This is a genomic window from Pseudomonas morbosilactucae (assembly GCF_023241665.1).
Classification (GTDB): Bacteria; Pseudomonadota; Gammaproteobacteria; order Pseudomonadales; family Pseudomonadaceae; genus Aquipseudomonas; species Aquipseudomonas morbosilactucae.
The window spans coordinates 21,489-39,322 of record NZ_JALQCX010000015.1 but is presented as its reverse complement, the minus strand read 5'-3'; the positions used below and the strand labels follow the sequence as shown (position 1 = coordinate 39,322).

The window sequence follows — 17,834 nt, the reverse complement described above, 5'->3', positions numbered from 1 at the left end:
AGAATCGAGACCTCTATCATGGCGAGAAAAATCAGTTACCAGCAGGCCATCAACGAAGCCCTGGCCCAGGAAATGCGCCGCGACCCCAGCGTGTTCATCATGGGTGAAGACGTCGCCGGCGGTGCCGGTGCCCCCGGTGAAAACGATGCCTGGGGCGGCGTGCTGGGCGTGACCAAGGGCCTGTACCACCAATTCCCCGGGCGAGTGCTGGATACGCCACTGTCGGAGATCGGCTACGTCGGCGCCGCCGTGGGCGCGGCCACTCGCGGCGTGCGCCCGGTGTGCGAGTTGATGTTCGTCGACTTCGCCGGCTGCTGCCTGGACCAGATCCTCAACCAGGCGGCCAAATTCCGCTACATGTTCGGCGGCAAGGCCCAGACCCCGCTGGTGATCCGCACCATGGTCGGTGCCGGCTTGCGCGCCGCGGCCCAGCATTCGCAGATGCTCACCTCACTGTGGACCCACATCCCCGGCTTGAAGGTGGTCTGCCCGTCGTCGCCCTACGACGCCAAGGGCTTGCTGATCCAGGCCATTCGCGACAATGACCCGGTGATTTTCTGCGAGCACAAAATGCTCTACAGCCTGCAGGGCGAGGTGCCGGAAGAGCTCTACACCATCCCTTTCGGTGAGGCCAACTTCCTGCGCGACGGCAAGGACGTGACTCTGGTGTCCTACGGGCGCACGGTCAATACCGCGATGGACGCGGCGCGTAGCCTGGCGGGGCGCGGCATCGATTGCGAGGTCATCGACCTGCGCACCACCAGCCCGCTGGATGAGGACAGCATCCTTGAAAGCGTGGAGAAAACCGGGCGTCTTGTCGTGATCGACGAAGCCAACCCGCGCTGTTCCATGGCCACTGACATCTCGGCCCTGGTGGCGCAAAAAGCCTTCGCCGCCCTCAAGGCCCCGATTGAAATGGTCACCGCGCCCCACACCCCGGTGCCGTTCTCCGACGCTCTGGAAGACCTGTACATCCCCGACGCGGCGAAGATCGAAAACGCCGTGCTCAAGGTCATCGAATGGAGCAAGCGCTGATGAGCCAGATTCATACCCTGACCATGCCCAAGTGGGGCTTGTCCATGACCGAGGGCCGGGTCGATGCCTGGCTCAAGGAAGAAGGCCAAGCCATCACCAAGGGCGATGAAGTGCTGGACGTGGAGACCGACAAGATCTCCAGCAGCGTCGAGGCGCCGTTCTCCGGCATTCTGCGGCGGCAGATCGCTCGCCAGGACGAAACCCTGTCCGTCGGCGCCTTGCTCGGCATCGTGGTTGAGGGCGAGGCCAGCGATGCCGAAGTCGACGCGGTGATCGAGGCGTTCCAGGCGTCCTTTGTGCCCGGTGATGCGGCGGACGAAGACAGCGGGCCGGCGCCGCAGAAAATCGAACTGGACGGCCGGGTGATCCGTTACTTCGAGCGCGGCGAGGGCGACGTCCCCCTGATGCTGGTGCACGGCTTTGGCGGCGACCTGAACAACTGGCTGTTCAACCACGAAGCCCTGGCCGCCGGGCGCCGGGTGATTGCCCTTGACCTGCCGGGCCATGGCGAGTCGGGCAAGGTGTTGCAACGGGGCGACCTGGATGAGCTGAGCGGGGTGCTGTTGGCCTTGCTCGATCACTTGGACATTCCCGTCGTCCACCTGGTGGGCCACTCCATGGGCGGTGCGGTGTCCCTCAATACCGCGCGCCTGGCGCCGCAGCGAGTGCGCTCCCTGACCTTGATCGGCAGCGCTGGCCTGGGCACGGAAATCAACGGCGGCTACCTGCAAGGGTTTGTCGAGGCGGCCAACCGCAACGCCCTCAAGCCGCAGCTGGTGCAGCTGTTCTCCAATGCCGACTTGGTGAACCGGCAGATGCTCGACGACATGCTCAAGTACAAACGCCTGGAAGGGGTGGACGCGGCCCTCGGCCAGTTGGCCGCGCACCTGTTCGCCGACGGCCGCCAGCAAGCCGACCTGCGCGCCGTGGTGCAGGACGGGCAGCAGCCGGTGCTGGTGATCTGGGGCAGCGACGACGGGATTATCCCGGTCAGCCACAGCGCCGGTCTCAAGGCCCAGGTCGAGGTGCTGCCGGGGCAGGGGCACATGGTGCAGATGGAAGCGGCGGAGCAGGTCAACCGCCTGATCCTCGAATTTATTCGCCAGCACTGAGGTTCACTGCGGCGGCCAGCGGGCCATCGCAGCCATACAGGATCCAGGAGAAGCCAAGATGAGTGTTTCCCTTAAATCGACCCAAAGCATGCGTGCCGCCGTGTGGCATGGCCGCAACGATATCCGCGTTGAAGACGTGCCCCTGCCGGGCACGCCACCGGCCGGCTGGGTGCAGATCCGCGTCGAGTGGTGCGGCATCTGTGGTTCCGACTTGCATGAGTACGTGGCCGGCCCGGTGTTCATTCCGGTGGACGCGCCGCACCCCCTGACCGGGATCAAGGGCCAGTGCATCCTCGGCCATGAGTTCTGCGGCGAGATCGTCGAGTTGGGCGCCGGGGTCGAGGGTTTCAGCGTCGGCGAGCCGGTGGCGGCCGATGCCTGCCAGCACTGCGGCACCTGTTATTACTGCACCCACGGCCTGTACAACATCTGCGAAAACCTGGCCTTCACCGGGTTGATGAACAACGGCGCCTTTGCCGAATGGGTCAACGTACCGGCCAACCTGCTGTACAAATTGCCGGCCAATTTCCCGGCCGAAGCCGGGGCGCTGATCGAGCCCCTGGCGGTGGGCATGCACGCGGTGAAAAAGGCCGGCAACCTGCTGGGGCAGAACGTGGTGGTGGTCGGTGCCGGGACCATCGGCTTGTGCACCATCATGTGCGCCAAGGCCGCCGGCGCGGCCCAGGTCATCGCCCTGGAAATGTCCGGCGCGCGCAAGGCCAAGGCCCTGGAAGTCGGCGCCACCCATGTACTCGACCCCAAAGAATGCGACGCCCTGGCCGAGGTCAAGCGCCTCACCGGCGGCCTGGGGGCCGATGTTAGCTTTGAGTGCATCGGCAACAAACGCACGGCCAAGCTGGCCATCGACCTGATCCGCAAGGCCGGCAAATGCGTGCTGGTGGGTATCTTCGAAGAGCCCAGCGAGTTCAACTTCTTCGAACTGGTGGCCACCGAGAAACAGGTGCTGGGCTCCCTGGCCTACAACGGCGAATTCGCCGACGTCATCGCCTTTATCGCCGACGGCCGCCTGGACATCACGCCGCTGGTGACCGGGCGCATCCAACTGGAAGAGATCGTTGGCCAGGGCTTTGAAGAGCTGGTCAACAACAAGGAACACAACGTGAAAATCATCGTGTCACCGAGTCGCGTGTAGCACGCCCAAGCGGGCGATTTGGCGATGGCCGTGGGTGGCCATCGCACTTTTTTGGTTTTTTGCGTTCTATCACCAGGCCTGGCCGCGTTGATCCCCAATGCCGCCCGTGAATCCAGACCCGGTGCCGATGGCCTACGCTCCCTCTTCTTGCATGATGCAAACCCGACTTCGGCCCCTGTTTCTGGCGGGCTTCCTGATGCTTTGCGTCACCGCCTGCACCCAGCAGCAGGGGCGTGATATTGCCGAGCAGTTCCGCAAGGGCAAGCCCGACGAATTCTTCCAGACCAGCGTCGACCGCATGGCCACCCTGGGCATGCGTGACAACCTGCAGAGCCTGTACCTGTTGATGGGCAAGCTCTACCTGCGTAACCCGGTGCAGTGGCGCAAATCCGGCTACCCCGACGCCACCACGGCCCAGCGCGAAATCCGCAACGCCATCGAACAGCGCAAGCCACTGCCGTCCCTCGGCGATCGCCGCGACCTGGCGGCCTTGAGCTATTCCCTGAGCCCGGAATTTACCGGCGACCGGGTGGGGGCCTTTATCTACGCCATCGGCAGCATGCTGGTCACCGCCCACGGCGGGCGCACCGAGTTCTACATGACCGATGCGATTGACCCGCTGTTCGTCAACAACGCCGCGCGCAACATTGAAAAGGCCACCTGGTTGCTGGGCCAGCGGCAGGATGCCAATGGGGTGCTGTTGCTGTTTTCCAATGAGATTTCGGAGGAGGGCAGCAACCTGAGTTTTGCGGTGGAGTTTGGCAAGATTGTGGCGCGCTTGGATTTGCTGAGCCAGATGCTGGATGAGCGGTATCGGCGGATTGGGCTGAACTATGCGCAGAGCCTGCTGTTCATGAATTTCTTGCCGGTGCAGTAGGGGGGCATAAGCCACACGGGGACCTACTGGCTGGCCTGGTTTTGGCCAGCTTGGGTAGGGGGACCTAGGCGGCTACCACCGAAAGTTCGATGCGCTGACCCAGGGTGCGCAAGGCACGCTCAACGTGTTCGATCTTGGATCGATGGAGCAAATCGACCAAGCGGTCGACTTGCGGCCGGTTCACTCCCAGGCGCTTTGCAAGCTCCGTTTTGCTGACCTGTTGCTTGAGCATCGTGTTCCAGAGGGCCGCTTTGGCGACGGTCAGTGCGGGTAGCCGGACCAGGGGTTGGCCGGGTGCCGCCGGGGAGGGCTGTGGAATGGCCAACCGCTGATCGACGTACAGCGACAGCGCTGACTCCAGGGCGTCGACCGCTTCAGCCAACGCTTGCTCCACGGTATCGCCGGCGCTGGCCATTTCAGGCACATCCGCGCAACTGACCCAAGGGCCGCCCTCTTCCAGGTGTAGGGTCACCGGGTATTCATACATGTTTTTCGCCTCCCATCAGCCTGGGTCTCAATGATTAAGCCCCAGGTCCTTAATGATCTTCTTTCTCAGGCCTTCGCTTATTTCCTTGGCGCCATGGTCTGGGAAGATCGTTTGACGGTTGCCCAGGTACACCTTGAAGTGGCTGCCCTTGGCCGGTGCAAACGTCACGCCTTGCGCTCGTAACCAGCGTCGAAACTCGCTGTACTTCATGCACAGTCCTTAGTGTCTCGACGGCGGCATTATGCAACATTTTTGTTGCGCATCAATGGCCGTCAGGACAGTCGTCATCCATGGAAAGATCCGGACAGAAAACCGCTGCTGTTGGCCTGTTCGATAGGCAGCGCTTGAGTGTCGAGGTAGCAGCGCAGGTGCTCGACATTCTGTCGTTAGCACTGACGAAGCGATGGCCGGGTTGTTCGCAGGTTGGGCGGCGAGGGCGAACTATAGGAACGACGCCAAGACGCTGCAACAGACGCTGGCCCGCAATGTTTGAGCGGTTATTTCGGGAGGCTGTGGAGGCCCAGGCGGCTAACCCGGCATCCCCGCCGGGGTTACCCACGGCTCAATGCCTGCGTTCGGCCATCCTGGTTAACGAGGCGCTTCAAATCAAAATCAAAAAGCCGGACGGCGACCTGCGTGTGCCCTGTGGCAGGTCCTTCTTCGGCTGCGGTAACGGAACGGTCCAGGGCCGATAGGGGGGGCTTGAACACGGCGACTGGTACAGCCCTCATCCTGTCTATAGTCACTGTAAAGGCCATCAGCGTTAGCGAATGTCGACGTGCAGGGAGCGTGTGACGTGATAACTCGATTGCAAACACTCAAGTTGCTCCAGATAGCCATCGCCCTTCCGGCCTACACCGTGCCTGCAAGCACGACGGTCGCCTTTACTTTGTGGTTTGTCATCACGTCGACGATGAGTCTGTTCACTGCTCAGTCCATGACGGGCTGGGGGTGGATTCTGTTAGGGCTGGTGTTGTTGCTGTTCTCGCAATGGGCATGCTGGAGCATTTTCGCCGATGCGCTGGAAGACCGCCCCTCTGTACGGCACCTGCCGCTGCTTTTACTGGGGGTTTTGTTGACGCTGGTATTGGGGCTCAGTGCCTGGATTCTGTTTCATATAGGCCTCATCTGGCTTATGTGCGGATCGCAAGGGATTGCGGCCGGCGTCCTGTTGCTGATCAATTGGCTGCGAAAAAAACCTCAGGCAGGCGACATGTTCAGTCCATGAGTTCGCCCTGCTGTACGCCCTGTGTTCGGCGGGCGACGTGGGAGCAGATGATCGCTATTGGCCCAAAGCAGGCCTGTTGCAAACGCCGGCGTTCACGATTGCATTTCGGGCGTTCTATCCTCTAAAGTAGAACAATTCCCATTTGCGAATTATCTCGATGCAAGCGTCTCACTCCTCCCAAGCTGATAGCCTGGACGCCCTTTACAAGGGCTATCACAGTTGGTTGCTGAGTTGGTTGCGGCGTCGTTTGGACTGTCCGCAGAATGCGGCAGACATGGCGCAGGACACCTTCGTTCGTCTGCTTGCCGTCGGCGCTTACACGGTTCCGCGAGAGCCGCGGGCGTTTCTCGCCACCATCGCTCGCCGTTTACTGGTTGATCGCAGCCGGCGTCAGAAACTCGAACAGGCGTACCGCGAAGAGCTTGAACGCCACGCCGAATACATGGAACTGGCTCCCTCTCCCGAACAAGTACTCGCGGCGGTGCAAGCACTGGAGCAAATCGCTCGGGCGTTGTCCCGGATGAGTGCCCGCGCTCAACAGGCGTTCATCCTTCGCCACTTGGAAGGCTATAGCCATGCTCAGATCGCGGAGCAGTTGCAGGTCTCGGTCAAGAGTGTGCAGAAATATCTGGTGCAGGCCCTGCTGCATTGCCACGCAGCGGCGGACCCTCTGTCTTGAGCGCAAGCCCGGCATCCCCCCTGACACCCAAAGTGTTGCAGCAGGCGGCCTCGTGGCTGGTGTGCATCGACGGGCAACCGGATGACGCCCAGCTGCGCGAATACAACACCTGGCTGGAGGCTAGCGAGTTGCATCGCGAAGCCGTCCGGCAACTGCAGGGCAGCCTGGCACCCTTGCGTACGTTGCCCCGCGCTCCAACTCGCGCCGCCTTGAGCAGCATTACGCGCAAACCCGCACGCTTCCCGGTAAAAGCCCTGGTGCTGGCACTGACGCTTTTGCTGCCCGCAAGCCTGATGCTACAGCGGGCACCGGCGGCTTACTGGTTTGCGGACATTCGCACGGGCACAGGCCAATGGCATACCCAGCAACTGCCTGACGGCAGCCGTATCAGCCTGAATGGGCGCTCTGCCGTCGATGTGGATTTCGACGCCCACTCACGTACGTTGCATTTGCGTGGCGGTGAAATCCTGGTTGAAGTGGCCAAGGACGCCCAGCGCCCGTTCCTGGTCGTTACAGACGAAGGCAGCATCAGGGCTTTGGGCACGCGGTTTACCGTGGAACGTTTGGGCGGTTCGACGCGCTTGGCGATGATCGAGTCGAGCACACAGGTGATCAGCGCCGGTGACCGTCTGGATGTCCATGCCAGTCAGCAGGTGATGCTGGATGCGGGCGGCATTCATCCATTGAACGACGTCGACGGAGTCGGGATTGAGCAGGCGTGGGAACACCATAAACTGGTGGTCAGGCGCATGCCGTTAGCCCAGGTACTTGAACGCCTGAACCGCTTCCATAGCGGCTGGCTGATGTACGACGCCACGGCACTGGCTGGCCTGGAAGTCACCGCCGTCCTCCCGGCGGATGACAGTGAGCGTGCGCTGCGCCTGCTCGCCCGCAGTCTGCCGATCAAGGTCGAAAAAATGACGCCTTGGGTTACCCGTATCGCCCTGAAAAAGCCGTGACCAGAGGCATAGTTTCTGGTCCGCTCAGTGCGCCGATAAAAAATATTCTCCTTTGGTTCCAGTTCTCATTTCTTGGCCGTCCTTGTACTAGCCAACACAACTAGAGACCTAGGAACATGCCTTCATCCACACGCTTTCGTCTTACCCTTGGTCAGCCCCGCGCACTGGCGTTGACCCTTCATTTGGGGATTTTCACCGCCCCCCTGCTCATTGCTCCGCCGGTATTGGCGCAGCAGCAGGCCAAGCATTACGCCATACCTGCCGGCCCCTTGGGCGATGTGTTAAGCCGCTATGCCCGAGAGGCTGGGGTGGATATTTCCTTTGCGGCTGCCCAGGTGAGCACCCTCAAAAGCCAAGGGTTACAAGGTCACTTTAGTGTCGATGAAGGCTTTGCCGTGCTGTTGCGCGGTCATGCGTTGCGCGCCCAATCCAGTGTCGATGGCTATCTGTTGGTCAGCACGCCGACCACGGGGCTGGAGTTAGGCCCAACCACCATCAGTGAATACCAGGACAGCGGCACCACAGAAGGCACGGGCTCATACACCACCGGTGCCACCCGCACGGCAACCAAGTTGCCTTTGTCACTGCGTGAGACGCCACAGTCGGTGAGTGTCATCACCCGTCAGCTGATGGATGACCAGCAACTGTCGACCATCAACCAAGTGCTGGCCTTTACCCCGGGTATCAGCACCAACCACCGCGACAGTGAGCGTTACACGTTTTATTCCCGTGGCTTTGCGATTCAGAACTTCCAGTACGACGGTGTGCCGTCACAAGTGGCCAACGAATCCCAGCAGTACACCAGCGCACTGTCAGACATGGCCATCTATGACCGTGTCGAAGTGCTGCGAGGGGCCACCGGCCTGATGAGTGGTGCGGGTACGCCGTCGGCCACCATCAACCTGGTGCGCAAGCGTCCGACCAAGGACTTCCAGGGTTACGTTTCCGGCGAGGCGGGGACGTGGGACAAGTACCGCTCCGAAGTTGACGTATCCGGCCCACTGACGGAAACCAGCAACGTGCGCGGGCGTTTTGTGGCGGCCTACCAGAAGCAGAACTCGTTCATTGATTGGTACAAGCAGGAAAAACGCGTGGTTTACGGTGCGTTGGACATCGACTTGAACGACGACACGACGTTACGCACCAGCCTGGATTACCAGAACAACGATGCCGATGGCACGACCTACGGCCATATCCCGTTGTTCTACAGCACCGGCAAGCAGACTCATTTCTCCCGGTCGTTCAACCCTGCCAGCCGTTGGGCATTCCAGGACAACACCAGCTACAACTTCAGCACCCTGCTGGATCACACGTTGGGTAACGACTGGAGCTGGAAAACCGCCTATAGCCACCAATACAGCTATCGCAAAGGGGAAGGGGCTTCCGCCAGTAATGGCGCGCCTGACCCGGTGACAGGCGCTGGCGCCAACGCCTACATCAGTCGCCTGGATAGCTACCAGACTCAAGACACCCTGGACACCTATGCCTCCGGCCCGTTCACCTTGGGGGGGCGCCAGCATGAGCTGGTCGTAGGTGCCAGCACCTCGCGCACGCACCTGAACTTCCCCGACTACACCAGCACCGGAGCGGATGGGGACTTTGCGCCGGTGGACAATATTTTCACCTGGGACGGTCGTCAGTTCGCTCGACCGAACTTTATAGAGAATGGCGGAACCGTTACGACCCTGCAGCAAACCGGGGTTTACACCGCACTGCGTCTGAAACCCATCGATCCGTTGACCGTGATTCTTGGCACCCGCGTCAGTTGGTGGGACCAGGAAGATCGCGTCACCAGCCTTTCAAATCAGACCCAAGCCACCGACAAGACCCGTAAAACCGGGGTGGTCACGCCCTATGCAGGGATTGTCTATGACCTGAACGACACGTACTCGGCGTATGCCAGCTACACCAACATCTTCTTGCCGCAGACGTTCTACAAAACCGTCGACAACAAGTCCCTTGAGCCCTTGCAGGGCGACAACTACGAGATTGGCCTGAAAGGCGAATTCTTCAACGGCGCGTTGAACGCCAGCATCGCGTTGTTTGATGTCGAGCAGAAGAACAGCCCTCAGGAAGTCGCCAACCCGAACTCCAATAAGGCGGCGTATAAAGCCATCAGCGGTACCAGCACGCGCGGTGTCGAGACCGAGATTTCGGGCGAACTGGCCACCGGTTGGAACATATTCGGTGGCTATACCTACCGTGAGTCCCACGATAAGGATGGCAAGCGTGTTGAGACCAACCAGCCTTTCAACCTCTTCAAGCTCGGTACCACTTACCGCTTGCAGGGAGACCTGGAGCGCCTGACCCTCGGCGGCAACGTGACTTGGCAAAGCAAGATATACGCCGAGGGGCAAATTCCTCAGTACACCGGTCCAACCTACAAGGCGACACAGGACCCGTTTGCCGTGGTTGGCCTGCTGGCGAACTACAAAGTGGATGAGCACCTGACAGTCGGCCTGAATGTGAACAACCTGTTCGATCAGAAGTATTACGACGGCATAGGTACCTTCGCGTCGGGCTCCTATGGCGAACCCCGCAACGCCGTGGTCAACGCCAAGTGGACTTTCTGAGGCGCTGATAGACCCGGTGTAGGCACTGATGCCGGGGCCCTCCAGACACAAAAAAACCGCTGGGCGTTTGCCTGGCGGTTTTTTATGGCGCCGATCTCAGCGCGCGGTGGCGCTCGGCTGCTACCGGCCGCGTGCCTAAAGGTTTTGTGCCGCGCGATACTCGCCCGTACCAGGCGCAGCGGCACATCAAAGCTTGATCGGCTTTCCATGGACGCTTCCGTGCCGGTCGATGCAATATTGCGCCGACCGTTCAGTCACTCATCACCCTCTCGTCGAAGGCCGCCCCATCGACGGGCCATGCTAAGGAAGCAACCTGATTTATGACCGTCTCCGAACTGCTCGCCGCCATTCGTAAACCCTATGTGGAGACGCTTGTGCGTATCGCTGCACAGGGCGCGCTGCACCTTGAACCTGCCTATAGAAACAGCGAGGGCTCATTGGCGACAGAAGGTGCAATGGACACCCCCTGCCGGGTCGATGTGATCGCGGCGGAGGGGGAGAGCGCTGGGCAGCCGGTTCAGGTTGACTCCGAGTCCGAGCTGGCGTTTGAGCCCATCCATTTTGAGCTTGGGCCAACGGCGGTGGTCATCTCTCCCTTTGGTTGGGACTGGTTGCCCCTGGACGTGCGTGGCTTGAGTCTGGAGGTGGCCTCGCAGGTTCTCCGCACCTGGTTCTTCGAGTGGTTCGATGGGGAGGACGAGAACCCACCGACCGAAGAAGGACTGCAAGGCGTGGTGCACTTTGTCTCGGACCCGGAGCCAACGGGGGAGGGCTATAAGGTGAAGATTGATTTGGGCTCTGCGCCAGGTGTTGCGGTAGAGAGCCTGCTTTTTGCGTTGGCCGATGCCGGCGCGACTGGGGTCTTTCTAGGATAAAGAGGGGGGCGTTCAGAGCGGCCGACTTGATGTCGCACCCGCCCCCTCTGTAGGCGCTGGCTTGCCAGCGATGCTCACTAACGACAACGCAAACCGCAGAATATCCTTAACCTTCAACGCCCCAATTTCTCCATCGCCGCATCCGCCAGAAAAGACGACCGGCTCTTGATGTTGTGCTCGCGCACGAACCGGTCGATCCGCTGAATCACGTAGCCGGGCAAGGTCACGTTGACCTTCTCGGTTTTGCCCAGGTAAGGCGCGACGTCGATGTCCAGCATGCCCCAGCCCATCCCTGCAAAATCGGTGTTGGCGCGGTGCTGGCCGATGGAGGTGGGCAGGGGAATGGCGTGCCCTGCACGAGCCAGTTCTTCGAGCATGATGTGGGCGATTTCCATGGCGGCGCCGTACGCAGACTCGAAGGTGTCGCCAGCGGTGACGGCTCCAGGAATGTCGGGAATCTGGATGCCGGTGGCCGTGTGTTCGTCGCCCCACTCGATGCAGATGGGATATTGCACGGGGATTTCCTCAATAGATGAAGGCTGAAGGGCTACATCAGTCCAGCCAGTTTCCGGATGGCCCTGACCGTGCCCCGTGGCAGGTCCTTCTTCGGGTGCGACACCGGAAAGGTCTCTGGCCGGTAGGGATGCTTGAAAAGATGGTGGCTTCCGGTAACCCGGTCCAGTACCCATCCTGCTGCTTCAAGCTCCTTGATCAGCTGTCTGCTTTGCACCTCCCTCTCCTTATCGGGGTGAGGGGTGCTTTATAACTCCAGGCGCATAGTAATGCAGGTTAAATTGTGTGTCTGGAGTTATGTTTCGGAAAGTGTCGTTCAGGCGTCTTGGCAAGCATGAAAGCGCTTTCGGCCAACGGCTGCCGGTCGCAAGGGGCTGCAAGGGGGCGATTTTTGAAAAAACCGCGCTTTGTACAACACTTAGGGTTCGCCTGTGGATGTGCCTAGGTTCAGCGCGGCTGGAATGAAGGCATCAGGCCTGATTCTGGAGAAGAAAAATGCTCAACAAAAACACCATCTGCCTCTGGTACGACGGCACCGCGCAAGACGCTGCGCAGTTCTACGCCCAGACCTTCCCGGACAGCGCTGTACTCGCCGTTCATCACGCGCCTGGCGACTACCCGGCGGGCAAGCAGGGCGATGTCATAACGGTCGAGTTCACGGTCATGGGCCTCCCCTGCCTCGGATTGAACGGCGGGGCGGGGATCACACATAACGAGGCTTTTTCATTCCAGGTGGCGACCGACGACCAGGCCGAAACGGACCGCTTGTGGAACGCGATTGTCACCAACGGAGGCCAGGCAAGCGTCTGCGGCTGGTGCAAGGACAAGTGGGGCGTGTCCTGGCAGATCACGCCCCGGGTGTTGACCGCCGCGATCATCGACCCCGATCCCGCGGCGGCCAAGCGCGCTTTCGACGCCATGATGACCATGACCAAGATAGACATTGCCGCCATCGAAGCCGCACTGCGCCCCGCCTGATGGCGCACCCATCCCCCCTGTAGGAGCTGGCTTGCCAGCGATGCTCGCCAACGATGACGCGCAGGCACCTGCTTACCCCGTGCACTTGGAAGCGGGTGGTGTACATAGCCGTTGCGGCGGGTGTAGCCACTGGCGGTTTTGCTCTTACAGCGAGTCACGTTGGGAGCCCAAAGTAACCAAAGGCCTCTGCCCCTGCATCCGGCCCCTCGCTAAGGCTCGGCGTTCCCTCACTCCGGCATTGCTCCAGGGGCACGCCGCCACAGGCCATCCATGGCCTGATGGCGGCTAGCCCGGCATCCATGCCGAGCTGCCCCCTGCGCAACGCCTGCGTTCGGCTTCCTGAAGGGGCAGGCAGATCAAAAGCCAAAGCCAATGCCAGATCAAAGGCCAAAGCAAAGCCGAGCGTGTTTTACGCGCTTCTTGAACTCAATACCGCTCAGGCCTCCAGCGCCGTGCGCCACTGAATCACCTCCAGCACCGCGCAACCCTCGCGGGTCAACAGATGCACCCCACGGGTGACCCGCGTCAGATCGCAGTCGGCAATATCTTTCAGATTAAGCGTGGACAGCGTGTCCATCAGATCCCGCACCACGGTGAAACGATGGGCCGCGCTGCTGGCCAGATCGTTCAGAGAAGCTTGGGTGTCGAGGTAGAAAACGGATTGGTGGGCGTCGTGGGTGTCGACGGCGGTAAAGCGCGAGAGAGGCTGGTCAATCATCGGTACAGCTCCTGTGAGTGGAGCAATCACCTGAGGTTCCGGCTACGAGGAAAATGATGGTTGTGCGGGTATGTGACGACCGGGGATCCACCGCGCACAGCCGTCATAACATCCTGTCGCGGGCACCTGATAGGCGACTGCAAGAGTGTGTCGAACGCTGATGCTGCGTTGTAATCCCGACCGGCCAAGGTCGTTCGCGATTTTGCTGCGAGGGCGAACTATAGGGTGGGTGATTGAGAGCGACAACCGGGTATCGGTTTAGATTGTTTGAGGAGGTGTGTCTTGGAAGCAGCGGAAACAGTGGCGACGGTACATAGGTGATTAAGCTGTGGTTTGTCCTTGGGTATTAAATACATACAAGAGAGACTGCTATCGGCCAAGAGCAGACGGTTGGTAGAGGGAGCTATAGGCAAGTCGAAGACATTGGTAACCGTCTAGAGATAAATATCGGCACCGCACATCCGTACAGCAAGCAGAAATTTTGAGGAGAGCAAGCACTCAAGTATCATCTAGTCAAGGCATCTAACGAATACCTTGCCTAGATTAAGATAGCTAGTTGGACAAATGATCCAGGGGGCGTTCCTCCATCACTGCTTCTATCTTGTGTCGTCCCGTCTGGACACTCACCCTCGAAACTTTGATAAAGTCATCTGCTTCGGAGTCTGCGTTGTTCAAATCAGTTACAGAAATATCCAAATAACCGCATAGGCTCTCAATTTCCGCAAGGATGTTCGCGAGCTGATCCAAAGACATTTTTCGGATATCTGCGAGGCCACAATCCTCCAAACGACGAGTCTGGTAAATTGCATTCCGAGAGAGAGATAGATATCTGCTCTCAATATCTTGGATCTGCGTATCACTCAGCGATGGCCTGAGTTCCTCGATCGTTCGCTGGCGAATGCTGATCTCAGTTAACGCTTGATAGGCGTCTCGAAGCAAACGAATTCCGCTTTCGATATAAAGATTGGTGAGAGCTCTTTCGTGTGCGGAAAGGGAGTGTCCAATTCTGTATCGATCCATTTGACCACGTCGCTCAGTTTTCTTTTTTTTTGTCCCTATGTGCTTGGAACGGAATGGCAAAAACTTGCGGAATGGCGGCGATGATAAGGATCCCAACAAAGAATAGAAACGTGTAGGCAAGCCCACGCAAGCCCTGAACCCACCAACGCTCAGCGTAAAACAGATCCTTTATCACGCCTGATTTGGTTTTGTCCTCAGAGCTTCGCACATCTATCTCTGACATCCCGGCGATCTTTCCCGTGGGGATGATTTTCGGTTTGATTGCATCGTTGCCCAGTACCAGAAGATTGAAAGTCAGCGACTCACCCGGCTCAATGATGATGGGAGAAAAGTGGACACTATTGTTGTCCCGAGTGAGATCTAAGTTTTTACTGATGTAGATGCTTTCAGATTGAACGGTGGGCTGTTCAAGAAGTTGGCCATTTTTCAGTGCCAAGCCTACTGGATCTCGGTCGTCATAGTCGCCTATTCGGACTTCGGCATTTCCCTCATTCCTCAAGACCACGGTCATCACCCAGAGATTGTTTTGGCCTCCACGCAGGCTCTCGCCGGCGTATGAGATTTCTAAGCCGCCAATGGGCTGATGAATATCGAACACCTTAGCGGGCTGCGAAGCAGTGAAAATTAGGTGCGGCTTTTTCTCGTAGAAGAACGCGGTATAGATCGCCAACCCAAAACCTACGAGGGCCAAGAGCGCCATAAATCCTTGCCCCTTAATTAGCAACCACAATTTTTGCATCAGAATCCCTAGTGTGAACAATATTTTTCCTGTCAAGTTCGGTCTGGATTGAAAGCGTTTCCATATTCGTCGTGGACAGAGAAAACGTAGATTTCAGCGAGACCCTATAAAACAAGGTGTCCGCTTATGACCGCTCTAGCCTATCCCAGATAAATAAGATGAAAAATAAATATCCTAGGACGAAACTGCTCAGCGTTGAAACTGCGTTATAAACACAGATAGTGATGTAGGAATAGCGGATAGCGATGCGAGCGAACGGATGATCTCGCCGTTTGGATCAAATTTTACCCCGGCTTTTTTTGCAAAGATTTTAGGAATGTCAGAAGTTCTATCATTTTTAAGTTGATGCAAAAACTTAATAAATAGCTCAAATATAAATTTTCCTCGCCATTGCATGTGAGGATCCATTTTTAAAAAAACACCTTCGACAGAACTTATATCTCTCTCAATATCTTCAGGCCATCCGATCAGTTCAAAATAATCTGAATTTTTATCAGTTATACTGTCTAAAGTAACTAGAAAATACTCTCCGATTTTATCTTCAATGTTTCTGAGTTTTACGTTATGAGTTCGCGCGTAAAAAATAGCTTGATTTACCGGGCGCATAATCACAAAAAAAAACTTCAAGAAATTCATCAAATAAAGCGTTAACTTTATTTATTGATTCTTCATCTTCATCTGCGTGGCACTTGAATTCTGAATTTAGCAATGATGATAGGATTTTCGCATCTGCCAAGTGATTTTCTATAGAGTAACCCTCAGTCATATATATATCTTCGCCTGAAGAATATCCTTTCAATCCATCAAAATCTTGGTCTACGAAAAATCGAACTTTGTCATCTTGATAGTGGTTGTTTTGAAGAGCCTGGCGAAGTGATAGAACCTGATCTTTTCCCTTGGCAATAATAGAGGCAAAAGCTATGCGATTGCCAACTCTATTGAAAATGGTTTCGTAATATGGGAGATCTTCGTATCCTTCAAATACACAGATTAATTTTTCTGGGTTTTTGCCTCGGACAGTTGTATAAGAAATTAACGCGACTTGAGAGTTGTTTCGGGAGGCTCGCATCTTTTCAAGGTTCATTTTTCACTCCTTTCATAAGAAACGAAAAGAGGTTGTGCATATTGATCTAGGGCGTTTTCAAAAATGAATGGAGAGTGTGTAATCGCTACAAGCTGCTCGCAGCTTGGTGCTTCCAGCAAATCTGGTAGAAAAAGTTTTTGCCATGCCATTGAAAGTGAAAGTTCAGGCTCGTCAATCAGCACAATGAACTTTTTATCTTTTTGAAGGTGCAATTTAGCAAAAATGGATACTATTTGCTTTTCCCCAGAAGATAGTTGAGATAGTTCAATGGGGGCAGAGCTATATGGTGTTCTGATTTCAATGTCAAGAGACATTTTATCAAAGATAAATGTTTTCTCGGCTTGTGAACTTGACTCGAAAGCTGAGGCGGTCCAGTATTTATTTATGACTTTTACAAAGCCTTCAATAGATTGCTCGTCTTTTTGAGTTGATGTATAAATTTCAAGCATCTGAAATAGATAAGATCGAAGGTTGTCGTAGTGATGAAGATTTATTTCACTAGTATCAATTAAATCAAGAATTTTTGCTCCTGCTTGTCCCTCGGCTTGCCCAAGTCGAGCGAGCACTAATCGCAACTGATTACCTAGTATTTTATTGTCCGAAGGAATTGGCTCAGGTTTTTTCGTCTCTGGTGATAAGAGATCCTCAAGCGACCTAACGCTCAAATGAGAATAGGCGGTAAAGGTTTCTGACTGAATTGTTGCTTTTATATTTTCTAATTGCGCTTCAACATCGCTCATGCCAAACCACATAAGAGTCTCATCTGAATCACTTTGTGGTGTGCGCTCCCAAGATTCTCGATGTCGTGGCTGACGCTTTTCAAAATTGGTGTTTTCAACTTCGATTCGTCTAAATGTTGGAAGGTATAAAACCTCTAATCCACCCATGCCCTTGTTTATATAATTTAGGAAGCCGTTGTATACTTGAGTTCTTTCCAGTGAAGGCATTGCTCTTCGAAATAATCGAGTTGTTTCAGGCGGATCATAGGGGCATTCATTATAAACAGTGTGGTAAATTTGATGCATTCGAACCTTTCGTACATCGAAAACGGGCCCGACCTCGGTGAAGAACTCATAAAGTTGGGCTTCAGTGACGCCGTACTCAGTTAGCTCAGAAAACGCTGCTGCACTTTGAGGCTTAGCATCTGACGGAAAAAGCTCACTTTTAGAAACTATAAATTTTTCAAAGCCTTCAAATTGGATAGTGATTGTATCAAAGTGCAAGTTGTAGAGTTTTGCAATTCTACGTGACAAAATCATGTACAGGGTGTTGAGAAGAGTTGTTTTGCCAGTTCCATTTTCCGCAACAACAATTCTTACGCACGTTGGCGTATGAAGGGTTAAAGTCTTGAATCCGTTAAGTCCGGAAATCTGGAAAAGTTTTATAATGGGTTTGGTGCTTATAACATCTTCAATCTTAGGCATTCTGCTTTCCATGCATTTACTGACCGTTAAAAAGGGATACAACGCCCGGCCAAGAGTCAAAACGCTATCAGACGCTTTCTGAGCTGTCGAGAGGTAGTTAGCTAGCTGTATACGAATGACTCAAATCTGATTTAGTAAATCCTCAAAGGACCGCATTTTGTCTCCTACCACCAGTTTCGAATGACTGCTTCTGGCCGGAAGCAGTCAATTGTGAACGGCTGCTTTCGGCTCTAAGCCTTCATTCTCGTAGAGGGCTATTGATCAGAAGCTGCTGGTCAACGTTTCTCAAAGTTCGCGCACAATCGCATCCCGCGAGACTCCCAATATTTCCTACACCAGAAAACCCCAACCGGCTTTTCATGGACGCCCCCATGCCGTCC

20 protein-coding genes are annotated in these 17,834 nt (G+C 56.3%); 10 read left to right on the top strand and 10 right to left on the bottom strand.

The annotated features are described in order from the left end of the window. The first annotated feature begins 18 nt into the window (after window positions 1–18). The 4 genes from M1B35_RS10200 to M1B35_RS10185 all read left to right on the top strand — a co-directional run bounded on the left by M1B35_RS10200 (window position 19) and on the right by M1B35_RS10185 (window position 4,177). The gene (locus M1B35_RS10200) at window positions 19–1,035 is read left to right on the top strand and encodes an alpha-ketoacid dehydrogenase subunit beta (RefSeq protein ID WP_268261850.1); all 1,017 of its coding nucleotides are present in this window, start codon (window positions 19–21) and stop codon (window positions 1,033–1,035) included. After that, complete coding sequence (locus M1B35_RS10195) at window positions 1,035–2,147, top strand: acetoin dehydrogenase dihydrolipoyllysine-residue acetyltransferase subunit (protein ID WP_268261849.1); 1,113 nt, start codon at window positions 1,035–1,037, stop codon at window positions 2,145–2,147. The genes M1B35_RS10200 and M1B35_RS10195 overlap by 1 nt, the downstream gene beginning before the upstream one ends. Before the next feature lie 88 nt (window positions 2,148–2,235). Continuing rightward, entirely contained in the window at window positions 2,236–3,300 is a 1,065-nt protein-coding gene (locus tag M1B35_RS10190; protein WP_268261908.1) for a 2,3-butanediol dehydrogenase, read from the top strand. Window positions 3,301–3,451: 151 nt separating this feature from the next. Further along, complete coding sequence (locus M1B35_RS10185) at window positions 3,452–4,177, top strand: hypothetical protein (protein ID WP_185039294.1); 726 nt, start codon at window positions 3,452–3,454, stop codon at window positions 4,175–4,177. Window positions 4,178–4,241: 64 nt separating this feature from the next. Here M1B35_RS10185 and M1B35_RS10180 read toward each other — a convergent pair whose 3' ends face one another. After that, window positions 4,242–4,664: a type II toxin-antitoxin system HicB family antitoxin gene (locus tag M1B35_RS10180; protein ID WP_123331197.1), complete on the bottom strand. Its 423-nt coding sequence runs from the start codon at window positions 4,662–4,664 to the stop codon at window positions 4,242–4,244. Window positions 4,665–4,691: 27 nt separating this feature from the next. After that, window positions 4,692–4,874 (bottom strand): type II toxin-antitoxin system HicA family toxin, encoded by a 183-nt coding sequence (locus M1B35_RS10175; protein WP_123331199.1) that lies wholly within the window; start codon window positions 4,872–4,874, stop codon window positions 4,692–4,694. A gap of 586 nt (window positions 4,875–5,460) precedes the next feature. Between M1B35_RS10175 and M1B35_RS10170 the strand changes: the two genes are divergently transcribed. The 5 genes from M1B35_RS10170 (at window position 5,461) to M1B35_RS10150 (ending at window position 10,978) form a co-directional block, all read left to right on the top strand. Continuing rightward, entirely contained in the window at window positions 5,461–5,892 is a 432-nt protein-coding gene (locus M1B35_RS10170; RefSeq protein WP_268261848.1) for a hypothetical protein, read from the top strand. Between the two features lie 157 nt (window positions 5,893–6,049). Continuing rightward, window positions 6,050–6,571, top strand: coding sequence for a sigma-70 family RNA polymerase sigma factor (locus M1B35_RS10165; protein WP_123331203.1), 522 nt, complete (start codon window positions 6,050–6,052; stop codon window positions 6,569–6,571). Beyond that, complete coding sequence (locus M1B35_RS10160; protein WP_123331205.1) at window positions 6,568–7,530, top strand: FecR family protein; 963 nt, start codon at window positions 6,568–6,570, stop codon at window positions 7,528–7,530. The genes M1B35_RS10165 and M1B35_RS10160 overlap by 4 nt, the downstream gene beginning before the upstream one ends. A gap of 116 nt (window positions 7,531–7,646) precedes the next feature. Then, window positions 7,647–10,103 carry a TonB-dependent siderophore receptor gene (locus M1B35_RS10155; RefSeq protein ID WP_268261847.1) on the top strand — a complete coding sequence of 819 codons (2,457 nt, stop codon included), beginning with the start codon at window positions 7,647–7,649 and terminating at the stop codon, window positions 10,101–10,103. Between the two features lie 320 nt (window positions 10,104–10,423). Beyond that, window positions 10,424–10,978 carry a hypothetical protein gene (locus tag M1B35_RS10150; RefSeq protein WP_268261846.1) on the top strand — a complete coding sequence of 185 codons (555 nt, stop codon included), beginning with the start codon at window positions 10,424–10,426 and terminating at the stop codon, window positions 10,976–10,978. Between the two features lie 113 nt (window positions 10,979–11,091). Here the strand turns inward: M1B35_RS10150 and M1B35_RS10145 are convergent, their stop codons facing one another. Both M1B35_RS10145 and M1B35_RS10140 read right to left on the bottom strand, forming a co-directional pair. Beyond that, window positions 11,092–11,493, bottom strand: a complete 402-nt coding sequence (locus tag M1B35_RS10145) for a type II toxin-antitoxin system HicB family antitoxin (protein ID WP_268261845.1) — start codon at window positions 11,491–11,493, stop codon at window positions 11,092–11,094. 32 nt (window positions 11,494–11,525) lie between these two features. Then, window positions 11,526–11,708, bottom strand: a complete 183-nt coding sequence (locus M1B35_RS10140; RefSeq protein ID WP_268261844.1) for a type II toxin-antitoxin system HicA family toxin — start codon at window positions 11,706–11,708, stop codon at window positions 11,526–11,528. A gap of 278 nt (window positions 11,709–11,986) precedes the next feature. Here M1B35_RS10140 and M1B35_RS10135 point away from each other — a divergent pair, with 278 nt between their 5' ends. Beyond that, a complete protein-coding gene (locus tag M1B35_RS10135) occupies window positions 11,987–12,469 on the top strand; it encodes a VOC family protein (protein WP_268261843.1) in 483 nt (160 codons plus the stop codon). A gap of 436 nt (window positions 12,470–12,905) precedes the next feature. On the opposite strand, the gene M1B35_RS10130 is transcribed toward M1B35_RS10135, so the two are convergent. The 6 genes from M1B35_RS10130 to M1B35_RS10105 form a co-directional block, all read right to left on the bottom strand. After that, window positions 12,906–13,187 carry a hypothetical protein gene (locus M1B35_RS10130; protein ID WP_268261842.1) on the bottom strand — a complete coding sequence of 94 codons (282 nt, stop codon included), beginning with the start codon at window positions 13,185–13,187 and terminating at the stop codon, window positions 12,906–12,908. Between the two features lie 552 nt (window positions 13,188–13,739). Further along, window positions 13,740–14,207, bottom strand: coding sequence for a hypothetical protein (locus M1B35_RS10125; protein ID WP_268261841.1), 468 nt, complete (start codon window positions 14,205–14,207; stop codon window positions 13,740–13,742). A gap of 13 nt (window positions 14,208–14,220) precedes the next feature. Beyond that, on the bottom strand, window positions 14,221–14,946 hold the full coding sequence (locus M1B35_RS10120; RefSeq protein ID WP_268261840.1) for a hypothetical protein: 726 nt from the start codon (window positions 14,944–14,946) through the stop codon (window positions 14,221–14,223). 189 nt (window positions 14,947–15,135) lie between these two features. Beyond that, window positions 15,136–15,558 (bottom strand): hypothetical protein, encoded by a 423-nt coding sequence (locus M1B35_RS10115; protein WP_268261839.1) that lies wholly within the window; start codon window positions 15,556–15,558, stop codon window positions 15,136–15,138. Continuing rightward, window positions 15,509–16,030, bottom strand: coding sequence for a DUF4435 domain-containing protein (locus M1B35_RS10110; protein WP_268261838.1), 522 nt, complete (start codon window positions 16,028–16,030; stop codon window positions 15,509–15,511). Before M1B35_RS10110 ends, M1B35_RS10115 begins: the two co-directional genes overlap by 50 nt. Then, complete coding sequence (locus tag M1B35_RS10105; protein ID WP_268261837.1) at window positions 16,027–17,454, bottom strand: AAA family ATPase; 1,428 nt, start codon at window positions 17,452–17,454, stop codon at window positions 16,027–16,029. The genes M1B35_RS10110 and M1B35_RS10105 overlap by 4 nt, the downstream gene beginning before the upstream one ends. Window positions 17,455–17,834: the final 380 nt, after the last annotated feature.

Bases quoted from the DNA above. Each gene is read 5' to 3' on its own strand.
- M1B35_RS10200 (WP_268261850.1), top strand. From the start codon at position 19: ATGGCGAGAAAAATCAGTTACCAGCAGGCCATCAACGAAGCCCTGGCC.
- M1B35_RS10195 (WP_268261849.1), top strand. From the start codon at position 1,035: ATGAGCCAGATTCATACCCTGACCATGCCCAAGTGGGGCTTGTCCATG.
- M1B35_RS10190 (WP_268261908.1), top strand. From the start codon at position 2,236: ATGCGTGCCGCCGTGTGGCATGGCCGCAACGATATCCGCGTTGAAGAC.
- M1B35_RS10185 (WP_185039294.1), top strand. From the start codon at position 3,452: ATGATGCAAACCCGACTTCGGCCCCTGTTTCTGGCGGGCTTCCTGATG.
- M1B35_RS10180 (WP_123331197.1), bottom strand. From the start codon at position 4,664: ATGTATGAATACCCGGTGACCCTACACCTGGAAGAGGGCGGCCCTTGG.
- M1B35_RS10175 (WP_123331199.1), bottom strand. From the start codon at position 4,874: ATGAAGTACAGCGAGTTTCGACGCTGGTTACGAGCGCAAGGCGTGACG.
- M1B35_RS10165 (WP_123331203.1), top strand. From the start codon at position 6,050: ATGCAAGCGTCTCACTCCTCCCAAGCTGATAGCCTGGACGCCCTTTAC.
- M1B35_RS10155 (WP_268261847.1), top strand. From the start codon at position 7,647: ATGCCTTCATCCACACGCTTTCGTCTTACCCTTGGTCAGCCCCGCGCA.
- M1B35_RS10150 (WP_268261846.1), top strand. From the start codon at position 10,424: ATGACCGTCTCCGAACTGCTCGCCGCCATTCGTAAACCCTATGTGGAG.
- M1B35_RS10135 (WP_268261843.1), top strand. From the start codon at position 11,987: ATGCTCAACAAAAACACCATCTGCCTCTGGTACGACGGCACCGCGCAA.
- M1B35_RS10130 (WP_268261842.1), bottom strand. From the start codon at position 13,187: ATGATTGACCAGCCTCTCTCGCGCTTTACCGCCGTCGACACCCACGAC.
- M1B35_RS10125 (WP_268261841.1), bottom strand. From the start codon at position 14,207: ATGGATCGATACAGAATTGGACACTCCCTTTCCGCACACGAAAGAGCT.
- M1B35_RS10120 (WP_268261840.1), bottom strand. From the start codon at position 14,946: ATGCAAAAATTGTGGTTGCTAATTAAGGGGCAAGGATTTATGGCGCTC.
- M1B35_RS10110 (WP_268261838.1), bottom strand. From the start codon at position 16,030: ATGAACCTTGAAAAGATGCGAGCCTCCCGAAACAACTCTCAAGTCGCG.
- M1B35_RS10105 (WP_268261837.1), bottom strand. From the start codon at position 17,454: ATGCCTAAGATTGAAGATGTTATAAGCACCAAACCCATTATAAAACTT.